Origin of the sequence: Parazoarcus communis (assembly GCF_003111645.1) — a bacterium.
Classification (GTDB): Bacteria; Pseudomonadota; Gammaproteobacteria; order Burkholderiales; family Rhodocyclaceae; genus Parazoarcus; species Parazoarcus communis_A.
Genome location: NZ_CP022187.1, coordinates 2,496,672 through 2,512,832 on the forward strand (window position 1 = coordinate 2,496,672; position 16,161 = coordinate 2,512,832).

The window sequence follows — 16,161 nt, forward strand, 5'->3', positions numbered from 1 at the left end:
TACCGGCATGGCGTGGCGCGCTGACAGGTGCAGGGGTGGCTGTCGCTGGTGTGCTGAACGTCTGGATGGACTGGGGCTGGGCCCGCCCTGATTACCCCTGACTGGCCAAAGCCGCCACACTGGCCCGCGCCGTGTGCAGCTTCCTGTAGCTGTCGATCAGGCGCTGGTGCCTGTCGAGCCCTTCCAGCATCATGCTCGTTGGCGTCAAGCCGTAGAAGCGCACGCTGCCGTCGACTGTCCCCATCGCTGCGTCCATCCGTGAGTTGCCAAACATGCGACGGAAATTGAGCTCGTAATCGTCCAGATCCAGATCGTCGTCCAGCAGCACCTCCAGCACCACATTCAGGGCCTGATAGAACAGGACGCGCTCGACCGTGTTCTCGTTATATTGCAGAAAGGCTTCGAGCCGCTCCTTCGCTGCCTCGAATTGCTGCAGGGCCAGATGAATCAGCAGTTTCAGCTCCAGAATCGTGAGCTGACCCCAATTCGTATTCTCGTCGAACTCGACGCCGATCAAGGTAATGATGTCGGTGTAATCGTCGAGCTCGCTGTCATCCAGACGTTCAAGCAGTGCTTCCAGGCTGGCATCGTCGAGGCGGTGCAGGTTCAGGATATCGGCGCGGAACGACAGTGCCTTGTTGGTGTTATCCCAGATCAGGTCTTCGACCGGATAGACTTCCGAATACCCCGGCACCAGGATGCGGCAGGCGATTGCGCCGAGCTGGTCGTACACGGCCATGTACACTTCCTTGCCCATGTCTTCGAGAATGCCGAGCAAGGCTGCGGCTTCCTCGGCATTGGATTCTTCACCCTGGCCGGAGAAGTCCCACTCGACAAAATCGAAATCGGCTTTGGCACTGAAAAAGCGCCACGACACCACGCCACTGGAATCGATAAAGTGCTCGACGAAGTTGTTCGGCTCGGTGACGGCGTTACTTTCGAAGGTGGGCTGGGGCAGATCATTCAGGCCTTCAAAACTGCGGCCCTGCAGCAACTCGGTAAGACTGCGTTCCAACGCCACCTCGAGGCTTGGATGTGCGCCAAACGAGGCAAACACACCGCCCGTGCGCGGGTTCATCAAGGTGACACACATCACCGGAAACGCCCCGCCCATCGATGCATCCTTTACCAGCACCGGAAAGCCCTGCTTTTCCAGCTCGTCGATGCCCGCCAGAATGCCGGGGTATTTCGCCAGCACTTCGTGCGGCACATCGGGCAGTGCCATTTCGCCTTCCAGAATCTCCCGCTTTACCGCTCGCTCGAAAATCTCCGACAGGCATTGCACCTGTGCTTCGGCCAGCGTATTGCCGGCACTCATGCCATTGCTGAGATACAGGTTGTCGATCAGGTTGGTCGGGAAATACACCACTGCGCCGTCCGACTGACGCACATAGGGCAGCGAACAGATGCCGCGCTGCACGTTGCCGGAGTTGGTGTCGTACAGATGCGAGCTGCGCAACTCGCCATCGGGGTCGAAGATCTGCAGGCAGTAGTCGTCGAGAACGCCAGCTGGCAGTGCATTCTTGGGACCCGGTTTGAACCAGCGCTCATCGGGATAATGCACAAACGGCGCACCGGCAATATCCTCGCCCCAGAACTGGTCGTTGTAGAAATGGTTGCAGTTCAGGCGCTCGATGAATTCGCCCAACGCCGATGCCAGCGCGCTTTCCTTGCTTGCACCCTTGCCATTGGTAAAACACATCGGCGAGTGTGCATCGCGGATATGCAGCGACCACACATTGGGAACGAGATTGCGCCACGAAGCGATTTCAACCTTGATGCCCAGGCCCGCCAGAACCCCCGACATGTTCGCGATGGTTTGCTCCAGCGGCAGGTCCTTTCCGACAATATAGGTACTTGCGTCCGAATCCGGATTCAGCGTCAGCAAGGCCTGCGCATCGGCATCCAGATTCTCGACCTCCTCGATCACGAAATCGGGCCCGGTTTGAATTGCCTTTTTCACCGTGCAACGGTCGACGGAGCGCAAAATGCCCTGCCTGTCCTTGGCAGAGATATCCGCCGGCAGCTCGATCTGAATCTTGATCAGCTGCTTGTAGCGGTTCTCCGGATCAACAATATTGTTCTGCGACAGGCGGATGTTATCGGTCGGAATATTTCGCGTTTCGCAGTACAGCTTCACGAAATAAGCCGCACACAAAGCCGATGAAGCCAGAAAGTAATCGAACGGACCAGGGGCCGAGCCATCGCCCTTATAGCGGATAGGCTGATCGGCCACGACCGTGAAGTCATCGAACTTGGCTTCGAGACGCAGCTTGTCGAGAAAATTGACCTTAATTTCCATGGGGGAATCCTGATATGGCGCTCAAAGCGAATTGGTCGCCATTATCGCCGCTTTCCCGGTGGAAGGACCGCGCTTCTCCGGCAGCCCGAGGATGCAGTTGCTGGCACCGACAGCAGCGCGCACCGCAAACTTCAGCTTGAGCCATGCCTGCCCCTGGGCCAGAATGGGGTCACCCAATCTGTTGGCCGGCATCAACTTGGCGTTTCTATTGAGAGTCATCCACGATGGACAGGACTCAGCGGAACCAGGCAAGCCCTACTGGCGTGGCAGCGCTGGAGGACCCACCGGAGGCGCCCGGGTTTCGGGCTATCTCTTCGGCGCCTCGCCCATGCCGGCTGGCGGGAGCGGTGCTGGTGGTGGAACCGTTCGAGATCAGCCGCTTCGGCCTGAGCTACCGCTCCGCAAGCGAGATCCGGATTGATCTGAGCACTGTCGCGCCGGGTGCCTACCGGGTGATGGCGGTCCATAATTTCCACACGGAAGATTGCAACCCCTGCCTCACCGAGTGCGTGGCCGGGGTCTTTCTGGCCGCCCGGCGCAGTGACGGCAGCTGGGAGGCGCCGGAACGTTTTCCCGTCGAGTGCCGTGCCGTCGGCGTGCTGGGCACGCTGCAGGTGCCGGACGATGCCGGCCTGGCGGAGCTTTTCCCGTGATCACCAACACCACCGGGCGAAACTTCGACGTCATCGAGATCACCAACGAGATGCCGCACAACCGGATGGGCGGCGTCGGCAGCGTGATCGAGTCGCTGGCCAGCGGCTTTGCCGCGATTGGCGTGCGCGCACTGTGGTACGTCACCGATCACGAGTACCAGCCTTACGAGGTGGAGGCAATCCTCGCCAGCCATCCTTGCGTGGCCGTAGGCAGCGAAGCGGAGCTCGCCCACTTTCATGCGCCGGTGGTGCACATCCACTCCTACAACCACAGGCCGGGGCTGCTCGACGCCACCGGGGGCGCCCGGTCCGTGTTCACCATCCATTCCCTGCTGGCCTACGAGGAGATCTCGAATGCGGTGAATCTGCACGGCGCGGTGATGGATCAGGAGCGTCTCATCTCCGCCTGCGACGAAGTCGTGCTGGTCTCCGAGGCCGAGCGGCGCTACTACCACACGCTGGGATATGAGCGCCTCAACCCGCGCGTCAGCGTCGTTGCCAACGGCATCGTGCCGCCGGCTCCCGTGCTCGCACGGCCGCGCCGCAATGTACTGGGCTATTGTGGCCGGCTGGTGCCGCGCAAGCATCCGGAATACGTCCAGATGCTGCTTGCCGAGCCCGGCTTCGACGGCTTCGAGGCCATGATCGCCGGCAAGGCCTTCAGCGCCTATGCGCGCGATCTGGTGCACGACCTCGGCATTGAGGCGCGGGTCCACTATCTCGGCTGGTGCGGCGGCGCCCGCCTGGAAGCCTTCTTCAATGCGATCGACGTGCTGGTGCAGCCGTCCACCTACGAACCCTTCGGCCTTGCCGCGCTTGAAGGCGCGGCCCGGGGCATCCCGGTAGTCTGCACCCGGGTCGACGGACTGGTGGAAGTGCTGGGTGAGCACGCCATCTACTGCGACGACACCAGCTATGCCGCTTTCTGTCGCGCCATGGAACGCTGGCGCGAGATGGATGCTGACGCACTCCAGGCCATGGGATCGGCAGCGCGCGCCCGGGCCCTGCAGCAGTTCACCAACGTGGCCATGGCACGCCGCTATCTGGAACGCTTCATGGCCCTGCCCGGCCAGAGCCTTGATACCGAGGAGCACACCACGTGACCGACGACTTTCATCTGCCACCCGGCTATGCGCACCTGAAGCCCGATTGCGAGCGCTTCTTCCAGGATCACCCGGACTACAGCCGCAACGTGTTCATCATGACCCGCTTCGATGCGGGCAACCGCCTGCTTGCGCAACTGGACGAGGAGCTGCGCCGGGCGCTGTGCCGTCAGGGCCTCACGGGCTTGCGCGCCGACGACCGGATGTATCCGCGCGACCGCCAGGTGTGGACCAATGTGTCCGTGTACATGCTGTGCTGCAAGTACGGTCTGGCGGTGCTGGAGGACCGGGTCAAGGACGAGTTCAATCCCAACGTGGCGCTCGAGTATGGCTTCATGCGGGCGCTGGACAAGCCGACCCTGCTGCTGGCGGACGTCGGATTTCGCAACCTGCGGGCCGACATCGTGGGCACCTTGCGCGAACCCTTCGACATCGTCGACATGGCCACCAGCCTGCCAACTGCGATTGGCAACTGGAGCCGCGATCTCGGGGTGCAGGTGCGCGCCCTGCCCGGCGAGCTGCCGGCACAGGCCCTGAAGATCCACCGCCGCCTGCTGAACATTCGCTGCGCCCAACTGCTGCGCGACGAAGACAAGAAGCGCAAGGAGACCAACGACGAGTTCTGGTATCTGGGCGAAGAGATCGCCACATACCGGGCGCTGCTCCAGCACCGGCCAAACCCTGAGCACGCCGCGGCAGTGGAACGAGCCCAGCAGCGACTGGTGGATGCTCACGATTTTTCCGTGCTGGCGGAGATGATCCAGCGCTTCGCCGACCTGGCTCAGACACCCGCATAGGGACGGCACTGCATCCAGTCGCGCGCCAGAAAGGGACGGCGTACATCGGCAGGAAGCCGGCACAGGCAGCACGCGCGGGTCGGTGCGGTGGCGCACACTTCGCACGGACGCTCAACTATACTGCGCTCATCCGGCCGACACCCCGGCACCGTGAGGTGAGGTCCTTCGACGATGCAGCCCGACGGAGCAAGTGACACGGGGCCTTCTCCACCCGCCCCTTCCCAGAACCATCTCCTCGCCGCCCTGCCTGAGGCCGACTTCACGCGCCTCTTCCCCAGCCTCGAACTGGTCACGATGCCGCTCGGTCACGTTCTGTACGAGTCAGGAATCCCGTTGCGCCACGTCTATTTTCCGACCACGTCCATCGTCTCCCTGCTCTACGTCATGGAGGATGGCGCATCGGCCGAAATTGCCGTGGTCGGCAACGAAGGCATCGTCGGTGTGTCGCTCTTCATGGGCGGAGAGACCACCAACAACCGGGCCGTCGTCCAAAGCGCAGGCCACGCCTATCGGTTGAAGGGGCAATTGCTGAAAGACGAGTTCTTCCGCGCCGGACCAATGCAGCGCCTGTTGCTGCGCTACACTCAGGCGCTGCTGACGCAGATGGCACAAACGGCAGTATGCAACCGCCATCACACGCTGGATCAGCAGTTCTGCCGCTGGCTGCTGTTGAGCCTTGACCGCGTTCCCTCCGACGAACTGCTCATGACCCAGGAACTGATCGCCAACATGCTCGGCGTACGCCGCGAGGGCGTCACGGAGGCGGCTGGCAACGTGCAGCGCGCCGGCCTGATCGAATACCGGCGCGGTCACATCAGGGTGATCGACCGGCCCGGCCTGGAAGCCAGAGCCTGCGAGTGTTACGCAGTGGTGAAGAAGGAGTTCGACCGCCTGCTGCCCTATTCGATCGACACGTGAGTCGTTTCGTGAGCACCCTGGCTTCGAGCCTGCAGCAGCAATCCGAGGGCACGTCATTCAGGATTGTGCCAGTCATGCTGCGCCTTGCCGGCCAGTAATCGGCCCGCGCCCGACCAGCCCGCTGGACATGTTGCCCACCGCACAGACGACCACCGCTCACCGCGTAACATTCATCCTGTCACCTTGGCCAAGCGCCCCGACTTCGTGCGGCGGCCTTCGGCCATCACGGACCACACTGGAGACCCTGAAATGCTGATTATATTCAAGTCCGCCGCCAGCGGTAACGTGATTACCCTTGAGCAGAATGGCAAGGAACTGCTGGAGGTGCTGGGCAAGGACCAGGATGCACAGCAAGGGATCATCACCGTGGAGCAACTTCCCGACGCGATTTCACGCGTGCGGCAGGCCATCGACGCCGACGTCGCCGCGCATGCCGGCCAACCCCCCGTTGACGACACCGAACAGACCCCGGACGGCGACATCTCCTTCCATCAACGGGGTCTGCCTTTGCTCGAACTGCTGGAACAGTCGCTCGCCGAAAGAGCCCCTGTCACCTGGGGCGTATAGACCTGCAACGAAGGCCACTCGGCGGTATTTCAGGTCACCCGGGCGGATGCCACGCAGGCACAACCGAAGCGGAGTGATTGCGGGCACCCAGGCCTCGCGAACACCGGCGCCGATACATCACGACACTCGACCGCCGGGGGCTTGAAACCGGCGTTGGCGGGTGCCGTGCAGCCACCAGAGGCACCATGCCAAAACCATGGTTAATGCATGCGTGCATATGCTCGCATTATCTGCGGCCGCGCCGGCTGCGGCCCTGAAGTCGCACCCGGTCAAGCTCAGCGACAAGCTCAGCGACAAGCTCACCATCGTGCAACCGTAATTGCCACCGCAAGATCAGTTCGTGCGCCAGCAGACAGACGAACACGCGCCAGAGGCTCACATTCAGTCCATCCAAACCAGCAGACCTGACTGAACTCCGGCCGTGGCAAGGAACAGTGCATGTCCGGCAAGGGTGGCCGACACGTCGCTCGCAAGCCAGCCCATCAAGGATGCACCATGAACAAGGATCAAGTCGCCGAAAGGATCGTCGGCACGGAGGCGCTGCAGCAACAAGGCAAGGTTGAGCAGCTCGGCGGCAAGCTTCGAGCCGGCTATGGCGACCTGAAGCAGGAAGTCACCAAAGCCATCAAGGCATAGGCCCTTATCGAGCCCGGCTCCGAGGCGTTCGACGGGAGCCGAGCGCGCATCTGCAAGGCGTTGATGCCGTCGAATTGAAGAGGAGGTTGAAATGTCATTGGGAACGATTCTGCTGATCGTGCTGATCTTGATGCTGATTGGCGTATTTCCGAGTTGGCCGCACAGCCGCAGCTGGGGTTACGGCCCAACTGGCGGGCTGGGACTGGTGGTCGTTGTCCTGCTCATCCTGGTGCTCCTGGGCAAGATCTAGGCCCAGCGCAGACCAATCCGCGGCCTGTTTCCGAACGGCGCCGCGGATTTGGTCTGTCGAACGTTATCGGGGATCGAATCAAATTGAGTACTGAATCCCGCATTGCCAGATATCTGCAGTACATCAAGACACGCTCTGGCAGCGGGCGCAGCCAGAGTCAGGCACGTGACGATGAACTCCCGCTGCGATCGGAGCTGTTCAGTGCCGATCAGTTGGCGTTGTACGGCAAGGCCCTGGCCAGTGGGCATGTGCTGACGCCGGACCGCCCATCGGACCAGTTGCTGAGCCGCCTGGCCGATAACGAACGCACGCTGGTCGAGGTCTGCACTCAGCTCACGGCTGCAGTGGCCGAGGGCAACCGTGTTACGCCCGGCGCGGAATGGCTGCTCGACAACTTCTATCTCATCGAAGAACAGATCGGCACGGCCAAGCGTCTCTTGCCGAAGGACTACAGCCTCGAGCTCCCCCGACTCGGCAAGGGACCATCGACAGGACGGCCGCGGGTCTACGATATCGCACTGAAAACCATTGCTCATGGCGATGGCCGTGTCGATGCCGAAGGCCTCAGCCGCTTCGTGGCGTCCTACCAGACGATCACTGTCCTCAAGCTCGGCGAGCTGTGGGCCATTCCGATCATGCTGCGCCTCGCCGTCATCGAGAACCTGCGCCGTGTCGGCGTGCAGATTGCCGCCGCCTGCGCCGAGCGGGAGCAGGCAGATGTATGGGCAGACAAGCTGACGAAGACGGTCGAGACCGACCCCAACAGCCTCATCCTCGCCATCGCCGACATGGTGCGCTCCGAGCCTCCCATGGTCAGCGCCTTTGTGGCGGAATTCGTGCGTCGGCTTCAGGGACACGGCCAGGCGCTGGCGCTCCCCCTGACCTGGATCGAGCAGCGACTCGCCCAATCGGGCCTGACCATCGCCCAGCTCGTGCAGGCGGAGAACCAGCGACAGGCAGCAGACCAGGTCTCGATCAGCAACAGCATCGGCAGTCTGCGGGTGCTTGGCGCCATGGACTGGCGCGACTTCGTAGAGAGCATGAGTCTGGTCGAACAAACACTGCTCGGCGATCCGGGTGGCGCATACGAACAGATGGATTTCGCCACCCGCGATCGCTATCGACATGCCACAGAGGAAATTGCCAGAAAGAGCGACATGACCGAGGTAGAGGTCGCTCGTACAGCGGTCGGGCTGGCACGCGCCGGCGCGAGCGACGATGCAGGCACGGAATTCGCGAGCCGCAGCGCCCATGTGGGCTACTACCTCGTCGGCAGAGGCCGTCTGGCGCTGGAGCGGGCAACAGGCGTTCGCCTTCGCGGAACCGCGGCAATACGCAGGTACGCCAGCGCAAAACCGCTGTTGCTATATCTGGGCGCGGCGGGACTTCTCACCGTGCTCATCAGCGCAATCCTGCTTGCTCAGCTTGTCCCGGCGCTGGCGGTCTGGGCCCAACTGCCCGCTGCCATCATCGCACTGCTGGCAGCAAGCCAGGTTGCGATTGCCCTGGTCAACTGGTTGACAACCCTGCTGGTCACACCACGCCCACTACCCCGCCTGGACTATAGCCTTGGCATTCCAGCCACTTCGCGCACGCTCGTGGTGGTGCCGACGCTGCTGACCAGCGCGGCCAATGTTGATGCCCTGCTGGAGGCACTTGAAGTACGTTTTCTCGCCAATCCGGATGAAAGCCTGCACTTCGCCCTGCTGACGGACTTTCTCGATGCGGATCAGGCGTCACTGCCCGGGGATGCGGGCCTGGTGGCATTGGCCCGGGAAGGTATCGACACACTGAACCAGAAATATCCAAGGGAAGGAAGCGGCATCTTTCTTCTGCTTCACCGCCCGAGGCGGTGGAATCCCCAGGAAAGAATCTGGATGGGCTGGGAGCGCAAGCGCGGCAAGCTGGCAGACCTGAACGCCTTGCTGCGGGGACGGAGCGAAGCGCGCTTCTCCGAGACCGTCGGCGACGTTCCGGTGCTCTCCCGGATCAAGTACGTCATCACACTGGACACGGACACCCAGCTCCCGCGGGATGCTGCGCGACTGCTCGTGGCCGCCATGGATCACCCCCTCAACCGCCCCCGCTACGATATCGAGACGCGCCGGGTCGTCGAAGGCTACGGCATTCTTCAGCCTGGCCTGGGTATCAGCCTGCCGGGCGCAAGCCGCTCGCGCTATGCGCACCTGTATGCCGGCGAGCCGGGAATCGACCCGTACACTCGGGCGATCTCGGACGTTTACCAGGACGTGTTCGGAGAGGGGTCGTACAACGGCAAGGGAATCTATGACGTAGATGCCTTTGAGCGGGCAATGGACGGGCTCCTCCCGGAGAACCGCATTCTCAGCCACGATCTTCTGGAAGGCTGCCATGCGCGCTCGGGCCTGATCAGCGACGTGCTCTTGTACGAGGACTTCCCTGCACGCTACAGCGTGGATGCAAGTCGCCGCCATCGCTGGATTCGTGGCGACTGGCAGCTGGCTGCGTGGCTGAAGAGCTCGGTGCCCTGCGCATGCCCGTCGGGGACAGGCGGAAACCTTCCCCACAGACGGCGAAATCCGCTGTCATTGCTGTCTCAGTGGAAGCTGACCGACAACCTGCGCCGCAGCCTCGTCCCCACCGCCGTATTGCTGCTCTTCGTGACCGGCTGTGCAGTCCTGCCTGCCATCGGCCTGTGGACGCTTTCAATCATTGCCATCCTGCTTCTCCCTGGCATGGTCACGGCCTTGCATGACCTGCTTCGCAAGCCCGAGGGCTCGAGGCTGATTCAGCACCTTGTCACCGTTGGCCAGAATACGGCGCGCCACCTCAAGCAGGTGAGCTTCGAACTGACCTGCCTCCCTTACGAGGCCTGGTTCAGCCTCGATGCGATCCTGCGTACCCTCTGGCGGATGAGCGTCAGCCATCGCCGACTGCTGCAGTGGCAGCCCTCCAGCGAAGTCGACCGCGAAGCCTCCACGAACCAGCGCAGCGGCCTTGGCGCTGCATTCCGGAGCATGGCCGCCGGCCCTGTGACCGCGAGCATGGTCGCAATCTGGCTGGTCATCGACAAACCGGATGCCCTGCTGTTCGTCGCCCCCCTGTTGCTGCTCTGGTTCGCATCTCCCGCCATCGCCTGGTGGATCAGTCGCCCAGTGTCACGCCGGGAGGCCGTCCTGACGACCGAACAGACCCTGTTCCTGCGGACACTGGCGCGCCGGACCTGGGCCTTCTTTGACACATTTGTCGGCCCAGCCGACCACTGGCTTCCCCCCGACAACTTTCAGCAGTACCGCAAACCCGTCGTCGCCCACCGCACGTCTCCGACCAACATCGGCCTGGCCTTGCTGGCGAACCTGACAGCCTATGACTTCGGCTACCACCCCGCCGGAAAGCTAGCCGAACGCACCTCCCGTACGCTTGAGACCATGGCGAGCCTTGAGCGCTACCGCGGCCACTTCTACAACTGGTACGACACCGAAACCTTGCAGCCGCTGCCACCGCGCTACATCTCTACGGTCGATAGCGGCAATCTCGCGGGCCACCTCCTGACCTTGCAGGGCGGCCTCCTTGCCCTCGCGGATGACCCCATCCTGCCACCCCAGCTGTTCGACGGCTTGAATGACACCCTGGAACTCCTGTTCGAGACCAGCCAGTCAGCAGACCACGGCCCCCTTATCGCATTCCGACAGACGCTGAACGGGATTGCAGACGCCCCCGGGCAGACGCTCGGAGCAATCCGGACGGCGCTCGAAGTGCTGGCGGACAGCAACGCAGTCATCATCGCCCAGCGCATCGAAGCGCCTGCCGAGACCGGAAACACGCCGCACGCAATCGAGGCCAAGCGCTGGGCCCAGGCCCTGGCGCAGCAGGTGGACGACGCGCTCGCCGAGCTGACCCATCTGGCGCCGTGGCTGCAGCTGCCTCTTGCGCCGCCGGGGCTGATGGACATCGAGGCCAGGATGCCCGGCATTCCGACGCTGCAGGTGCTGGCGAAAATGGACACGCTGCTGTGTCCGCAGATCGGCGAGGAGGCCGACGCCAGCGCGACCAACGCCGAACGCAGCTGGCTTGTCGATCTGCAGGACGCAGTCATCAAGGCGAGCAGCCGTGCGCGCGACCGCATCGCGCGCCTGAAGGCACTTGCCCGGCAATCCGGCGATTTTGCGCTCATGGAGTACGACTTCCTGTTCGACAAGTCACGCCATCTGCTGACGATCGGCTACAACGTGCAGGAACGGCGCGTGGACGGGAGCTGCTACGACCTGCTGGCCTCCGAGGTGCGGCTTGCCAGTTTCGTGGCGATTGCCCAGGGCCAGTTGCCCCAGGCGAGCTGGTTCGCACTCGGGCGGCTGCTCACGAGTGCTGGCGGCAAGCCGGTGCTGCTGTCGTGGAGCGGCTCGATGTTCGAGTACCTGATGCCGCTGCTGGTCATGCCCACCTATGACGACACCCTGCTCGACCAGACCTGCAAGGCAGCCGTCGCGCGACAGATCGATTACGGGCAGCAGCGGGGGGTGCCCTGGGGCATTTCGGAGTCGGCGTACAACACGGTGGATACCCAGCTGACCTATCAGTACCGCGCTTTTGGCGTACCCGGCCTGGGACTCAAACGCGGATTGGCCGACGATCTGGTCGTGGCTCCCTACGCATCGGTCCTGGCGCTGATGGTCGCCCCCGAGGCAGCCTGCCGAAACCTCCAGCGCCTGGCGGCAGAAGGCTTCCTTGGCCAATTTGGCATGTTCGAGGCCATCGACTACACGCCTTCGCGCCAACGCCGGGATCAGGAGTGGGCAACAGTTCATGCCTTCATGGCGCACCATCAGGGCATGAGCCTGCTCGCCCTGGCCTATGAAATACTCGACCGCCCGATGCAACGGCGTTTCGAATCCAATCTTCAGTTTCAGGCGGTCATGCTCTTGCTCCAGGAGCGGATTCCGAAAACCGCCATCCTGTTCTCCAACGCAACCGAGTTCTCCGACCTGCGAACGGGTTCAGTCCCCGCAGCGGTCCCGATCAGGCACTTCACGACTGCGGACACGCCCGCACCCGAAGTGCAACTGCTGTCCAATGGTTCCTACCACGTGATGCTGACCAACAGCGGCGGGGGCTACAGCCGCTGGAAAGATCTCGCCGTGACACGCTGGCGCGAGGACGGCATCCAGGACAAGCACGGCGCCTTCTGTTACGTCCGCGACCTGACGCCGGGAGGCGGCAATGCGTTCTGGTCAACGACCCACCAGCCTGCGCTCAAACGCACAGACCGCTATGAAGCGATCTTCTCCGAGGGGCGAGCCGAGTTTCGGCGCTGGGACAGGCTCGCAGGCGCGGATGAAGGCGAACTCGAGACCTACACCGAAATCGTCGTGTCGCCGGAGGATGACATCGAGCTGCGCCGGGTCCGCATCACCAACTGCTCACGGCAACGCCGGGACATCGAACTCACCAGCTATGCCGAAGTCGTGATTGCAGCGCCCGCTGCTGACGCACTGCATCCGGCCTTTTCCAAGCTCTTTGTCCAGACCGAGATTCTTGCGCAGCAGCAGGCGATCCTGTGCATGCGCCGGCCCCGTTCGGCGAACGAGCCGACGCCGTGGATGATGCACCTGATGATCGTCCGTGGGCCCCAAGCCGAAGCGGCATCGTTCGAAACCGACCGCCTTCGCTTCATCGGACGCACCCGCACGACCGCCGACCCTGCGGCGATGCATGAAACCGGCGCGCTTTCCGGCACCTGTGGATCGGTGCTCGACCCAATCGCAGCGATTCGCCAGATTGTCTCCATCGAACCCGAGCAGACAGTGACCCTCGACATCGTCTCCGGCATGGCGCCGACGCGGGAAGTGGCCGTCTGCCTGGTAGACAAGTTCCAGGACCGGCACATGGCAGACCGCGTCTTCGATCTGGCGTGGACGCACAGCCAGGTGGTACTGCAGCAGATCAACGCCAGTGAATCTGACGCCATGCTCTACGCGCGCCTGGCCGGTCCGGTGATTCACGCAAACGCCAGATTGCGGTCAGACCCCGCGCTGCTGATCAGGAACCGCCGCGGACAGTCCGGGCTATGGGGCTACGCCATATCGGGCGACCTGCCCATCGTGTTGCTGCAGATCGGCAACGCAGCCCATATCGACCTCGTCCGTCACCTCGTGCAGGCGCACGCCTACTGGCGCCTGCGCGGGCTCGCCGTGGACCTGGTGATCTGGAACGAGGACCATGCCGGCTACCGGCAACGCCTGCAGGAGGAGATCATCGGGCTGATCGCCTCGGACATGGGCACCAGCGTGATCGACCAGCCGGGCGGAATCTTCGTGCGTCCGGCCGAGCTGATTTCGGCCGAGGACCGGCTCCTGTTCCATGCCGTAGCCCGGGCCGTGATCACCGATGGCAATGGGAGTCTGGAGGAACAGCTGGACCATCGCCCCCCCGCCAAAGCGGCACCCATGCCCGCCCTCAAAGCCGATAGCCGGGCCTACGCTGACAGCCCGGACGCTGCCATCGATTGCGGTGAGCGGATCCTGTTCAACGGGTCGGGCGGCTTCACCCCCGACGGCCGCGAATATGTCATCACCCTGGCGCCCGGACAGGTCACCCCCGCCCCCTGGGTCAACGTCCTCGCAAATGCCCGGTTCGGGACCATCGTGTCAGAGAGCGGCTCGGCCTACACCTGGAGCGAGAACGCGCACGAATTCCGCCTCACGCCCTGGCACAACGATCCGGTGAGCGATCCCAGCGGCGAAGCCCTCTACCTGCGGGACGAGGAAAGTGGCCTGATCTGGTCTCCCACGCCACTGCCGGTGCGTGCAGCCAGCCCGTATGTGATCCGCCACGGCTTTGGCTACAGCATTTTCGAGACCCGGTCGATGGGCATTCATTCACGCCTTACTGTATTCGTGGCGAAGGATGCCGCGGTGAAGTTCATGGCCTTGAAGCTCAGGAACGACTCGCCCCGGCCGCGGCGCCTTTCTGCTACCGCCTATATCGAGTGGGTACTCGGCGATCTGCGCGAGAAGTCGGCCATGCATGTGAGCACCGAGGTCGCCTCGCCCAGCGGTGCGCTGTACGCGCGCAACCCCTATGGCACCGAATTCGGCGGGCGCGTCGCCTTCCTCCACACCGACGCACCGCACCGCACCGTCACAGGCGACCGGGCAGAGTTTCTGGGGCGCAACGGAAGCCTGCAGGCCCCGACGGCGCTGAAGCGTGCCGGGCTGTCCGGTCGGGTGGGCGCAGGGCTGGACCCCTGCGGCGCCATCCAGGTGACTGTCGAACTTGCGCCGGGCGAGGAGCGCGAGATCGTGTTCCGACTCGGGGCAGGGACTGATCTTGCCGAGGCCGCCGCGCTCGTGCAGCGCTTCAGCGGCACCGCCGCGTCGAACACGGCGCTGGACGATATCAAAGCGTACTGGCGCGATGTGCTCGGTGTCGTGCAGATCGCTACGCCAGACCCAGGCCTCGACGTACTCGTCAATGGCTGGCTGATCTACCAGGTGCTGGGCGGCCGCCTGTGGGCGCGCAGCGGTTACTACCAGTCGGGAGGCGCCTTCGGTTTCCGCGACCAGTTGCAGGATGTGATGGCCCTTGTGCATGCGGCCCCCGACCAGGTGCGCGCGCACCTGCTCCTGTGCGCGAGCCGCCAGTTTGTGGAAGGAGACGTGCAACACTGGTGGCACCCACCCTCAGGCCGCGGCGTACGCACCCGATGTTCCGACGATTTCCTGTGGCTGCCCCTGGCGGTGAGCCGCTATGTGACGGTTACGGGTGATAACGCGGTACTGGACGAATCGGTACGATACCTTGAAGGCCGTCCGATCAATTCGGAGGACGAGTCCTACTACGATCTGCCCGGGCACTCCAGCGTCAGCGCCACCCTCTACGACCACTGCGTGCAGGCCATCCGTCACGGACTCCGACTGGGCGTCCACGGTCTGCCCCTGATGGGCTCCGGGGACTGGAACGATGGCATGAACCGGGTGGGGCTCGCCGGCAAGGGCGAGAGCATCTGGCTGGGCTTCTTCCTCTGTGAAGTGCTCCGGCAGTTCGCCGCCTTGGCGACCAACCGGGGCGATACGGCCTTTGCCTCCCTGTGCACCGCGCAACGGGAAGACCTGCAGCGCAGTCTCGAGGCGCATGGCTGGGACGGCGAATGGTATCTGCGGGCCTACTTCGACGACGGTTCGCAGCTGGGATCGGCCGCCAACACGGAATGCAGGATCGACTCCATCTCCCAGAGCTGGGCCGTCCTCTCCGGCGCAGCGGATCCGGTGCGCGCCCGCACGGCCATGAACGCAGTGGACCGACACCTGGTACGTCGTGAAGATGCGCTCGTCCAGCTTCTGGACCCGCCCTTCGACAAGGTGAACGTGGACCCGGGCTACATCCGCGGCTACGTGCCCGGCGTTCGCGAAAACGGCGGGCAGTACACCCATGCCGCCGTATGGACCACGATGGCCTTTGCCGAACAGGGCGACGAACGACGCGCATGGGAGCTGCTTACACTGATCAACCCTGTGAAGCACGCCCTGACTGCCGAAGCTGCAGGCATCTACAAGGTGGAACCCTACGTGGTTGCAGCCGACGTCTACGCCTGTGCGCCCCACACCGGTCGGGGCGGCTGGAGCTGGCACACCGGCGCCGCTGGCTGGATGTACCGACTGACCGTGGAATCGCTGCTGGGTCTGAAGCGCGAGGGCGATGTCCTGCACATCAACCCTTCGCTGCCTGCCGACTGGCCCGGCCTCACGATGCGGTTCCGCCATGGAAGCACGTCCTACAACATCGTCGTCTCCCAATCCGGCGGCGGCGAAGCCGGGGTAACCCGCATGGAACTGGATGGCGCCGAGGTGCCGGGGCGGAGCATCCCGCTGCTGGACGACCATCTGAAGCACGATCTCCATGTCCGGGTCGGCATCAGCGATCCCGGCGGGTAGGCCCAGCCACCGCCGGGCTGGTTTCT

The 16,161-nt window shown here is 63.5% G+C and carries 10 protein-coding genes; 8 read left to right on the plus strand and 2 right to left on the minus strand.

The features are described 5' to 3' along the window. Positions 1–91: 91 nt before the first annotated feature. Both CEW83_RS11400 and CEW83_RS21050 read right to left on the minus strand, forming a co-directional pair. Positions 92–2,302, minus strand: a complete 2,211-nt coding sequence (locus CEW83_RS11400; RefSeq protein ID WP_108949446.1) for an OsmC domain/YcaO domain-containing protein — start codon at positions 2,300–2,302, stop codon at positions 92–94. A gap of 21 nt (positions 2,303–2,323) precedes the next feature. Then, entirely contained in the window at positions 2,324–2,479 is a 156-nt protein-coding gene (locus CEW83_RS21050) for a hypothetical protein (protein WP_234418785.1), read from the minus strand. A gap of 176 nt (positions 2,480–2,655) precedes the next feature. Between CEW83_RS21050 and CEW83_RS11405 the strand changes: the two genes are divergently transcribed. The 8 genes from CEW83_RS11405 (at position 2,656) to CEW83_RS11440 (ending at position 16,135) form a co-directional block, all read left to right on the plus strand. Beyond that, entirely contained in the window at positions 2,656–2,955 is a 300-nt protein-coding gene (locus CEW83_RS11405) for a hypothetical protein (RefSeq protein WP_159099446.1), read from the plus strand. Next, entirely contained in the window at positions 2,952–4,058 is a 1,107-nt protein-coding gene (locus tag CEW83_RS11410) for a glycosyltransferase family 4 protein (RefSeq protein WP_108949448.1), read from the plus strand. The genes CEW83_RS11405 and CEW83_RS11410 overlap by 4 nt, the downstream gene beginning before the upstream one ends. After that, complete coding sequence (locus tag CEW83_RS11415) at positions 4,055–4,855, plus strand: hypothetical protein (RefSeq protein ID WP_108949449.1); 801 nt, start codon at positions 4,055–4,057, stop codon at positions 4,853–4,855. Before CEW83_RS11410 ends, CEW83_RS11415 begins: the two co-directional genes overlap by 4 nt. A 171-nt stretch (positions 4,856–5,026) precedes the next feature. After that, entirely contained in the window at positions 5,027–5,773 is a 747-nt protein-coding gene (locus CEW83_RS11420) for a Crp/Fnr family transcriptional regulator (RefSeq protein ID WP_108949450.1), read from the plus strand. 249 nt (positions 5,774–6,022) lie between these two features. Beyond that, positions 6,023–6,340, plus strand: a complete 318-nt coding sequence (locus CEW83_RS11425) for a DUF1840 domain-containing protein (RefSeq protein WP_108949451.1) — start codon at positions 6,023–6,025, stop codon at positions 6,338–6,340. A 495-nt stretch (positions 6,341–6,835) separates the two neighbouring features. Beyond that, positions 6,836–6,976 (plus strand): CsbD family protein, encoded by a 141-nt coding sequence (locus CEW83_RS11430; protein WP_108949452.1) that lies wholly within the window; start codon positions 6,836–6,838, stop codon positions 6,974–6,976. Between the two features lie 97 nt (positions 6,977–7,073). Continuing rightward, a complete protein-coding gene (locus CEW83_RS11435; RefSeq protein ID WP_420094101.1) occupies positions 7,074–7,226 on the plus strand; it encodes a DUF3309 family protein in 153 nt (50 codons plus the stop codon). 83 nt (positions 7,227–7,309) lie between these two features. Further along, positions 7,310–16,135 (plus strand): GH36-type glycosyl hydrolase domain-containing protein, encoded by an 8,826-nt coding sequence (locus CEW83_RS11440; RefSeq protein ID WP_108949454.1) that lies wholly within the window; start codon positions 7,310–7,312, stop codon positions 16,133–16,135. Positions 16,136–16,161: the final 26 nt, after the last annotated feature.

Coding starts and splice junctions, on each gene's coding strand:
- CEW83_RS11400 (WP_108949446.1), bottom strand. CDS start 2,302: ATGGAAATTAAGGTCAATTTTCTCGACAAGCTGCGTCTCGAAGCCAAG.
- CEW83_RS11425 (WP_108949451.1), top strand. CDS start 6,023: ATGCTGATTATATTCAAGTCCGCCGCCAGCGGTAACGTGATTACCCTT.
- CEW83_RS11420 (WP_108949450.1), top strand. CDS start 5,027: ATGCAGCCCGACGGAGCAAGTGACACGGGGCCTTCTCCACCCGCCCCT.
- CEW83_RS11430 (WP_108949452.1), top strand. CDS start 6,836: ATGAACAAGGATCAAGTCGCCGAAAGGATCGTCGGCACGGAGGCGCTG.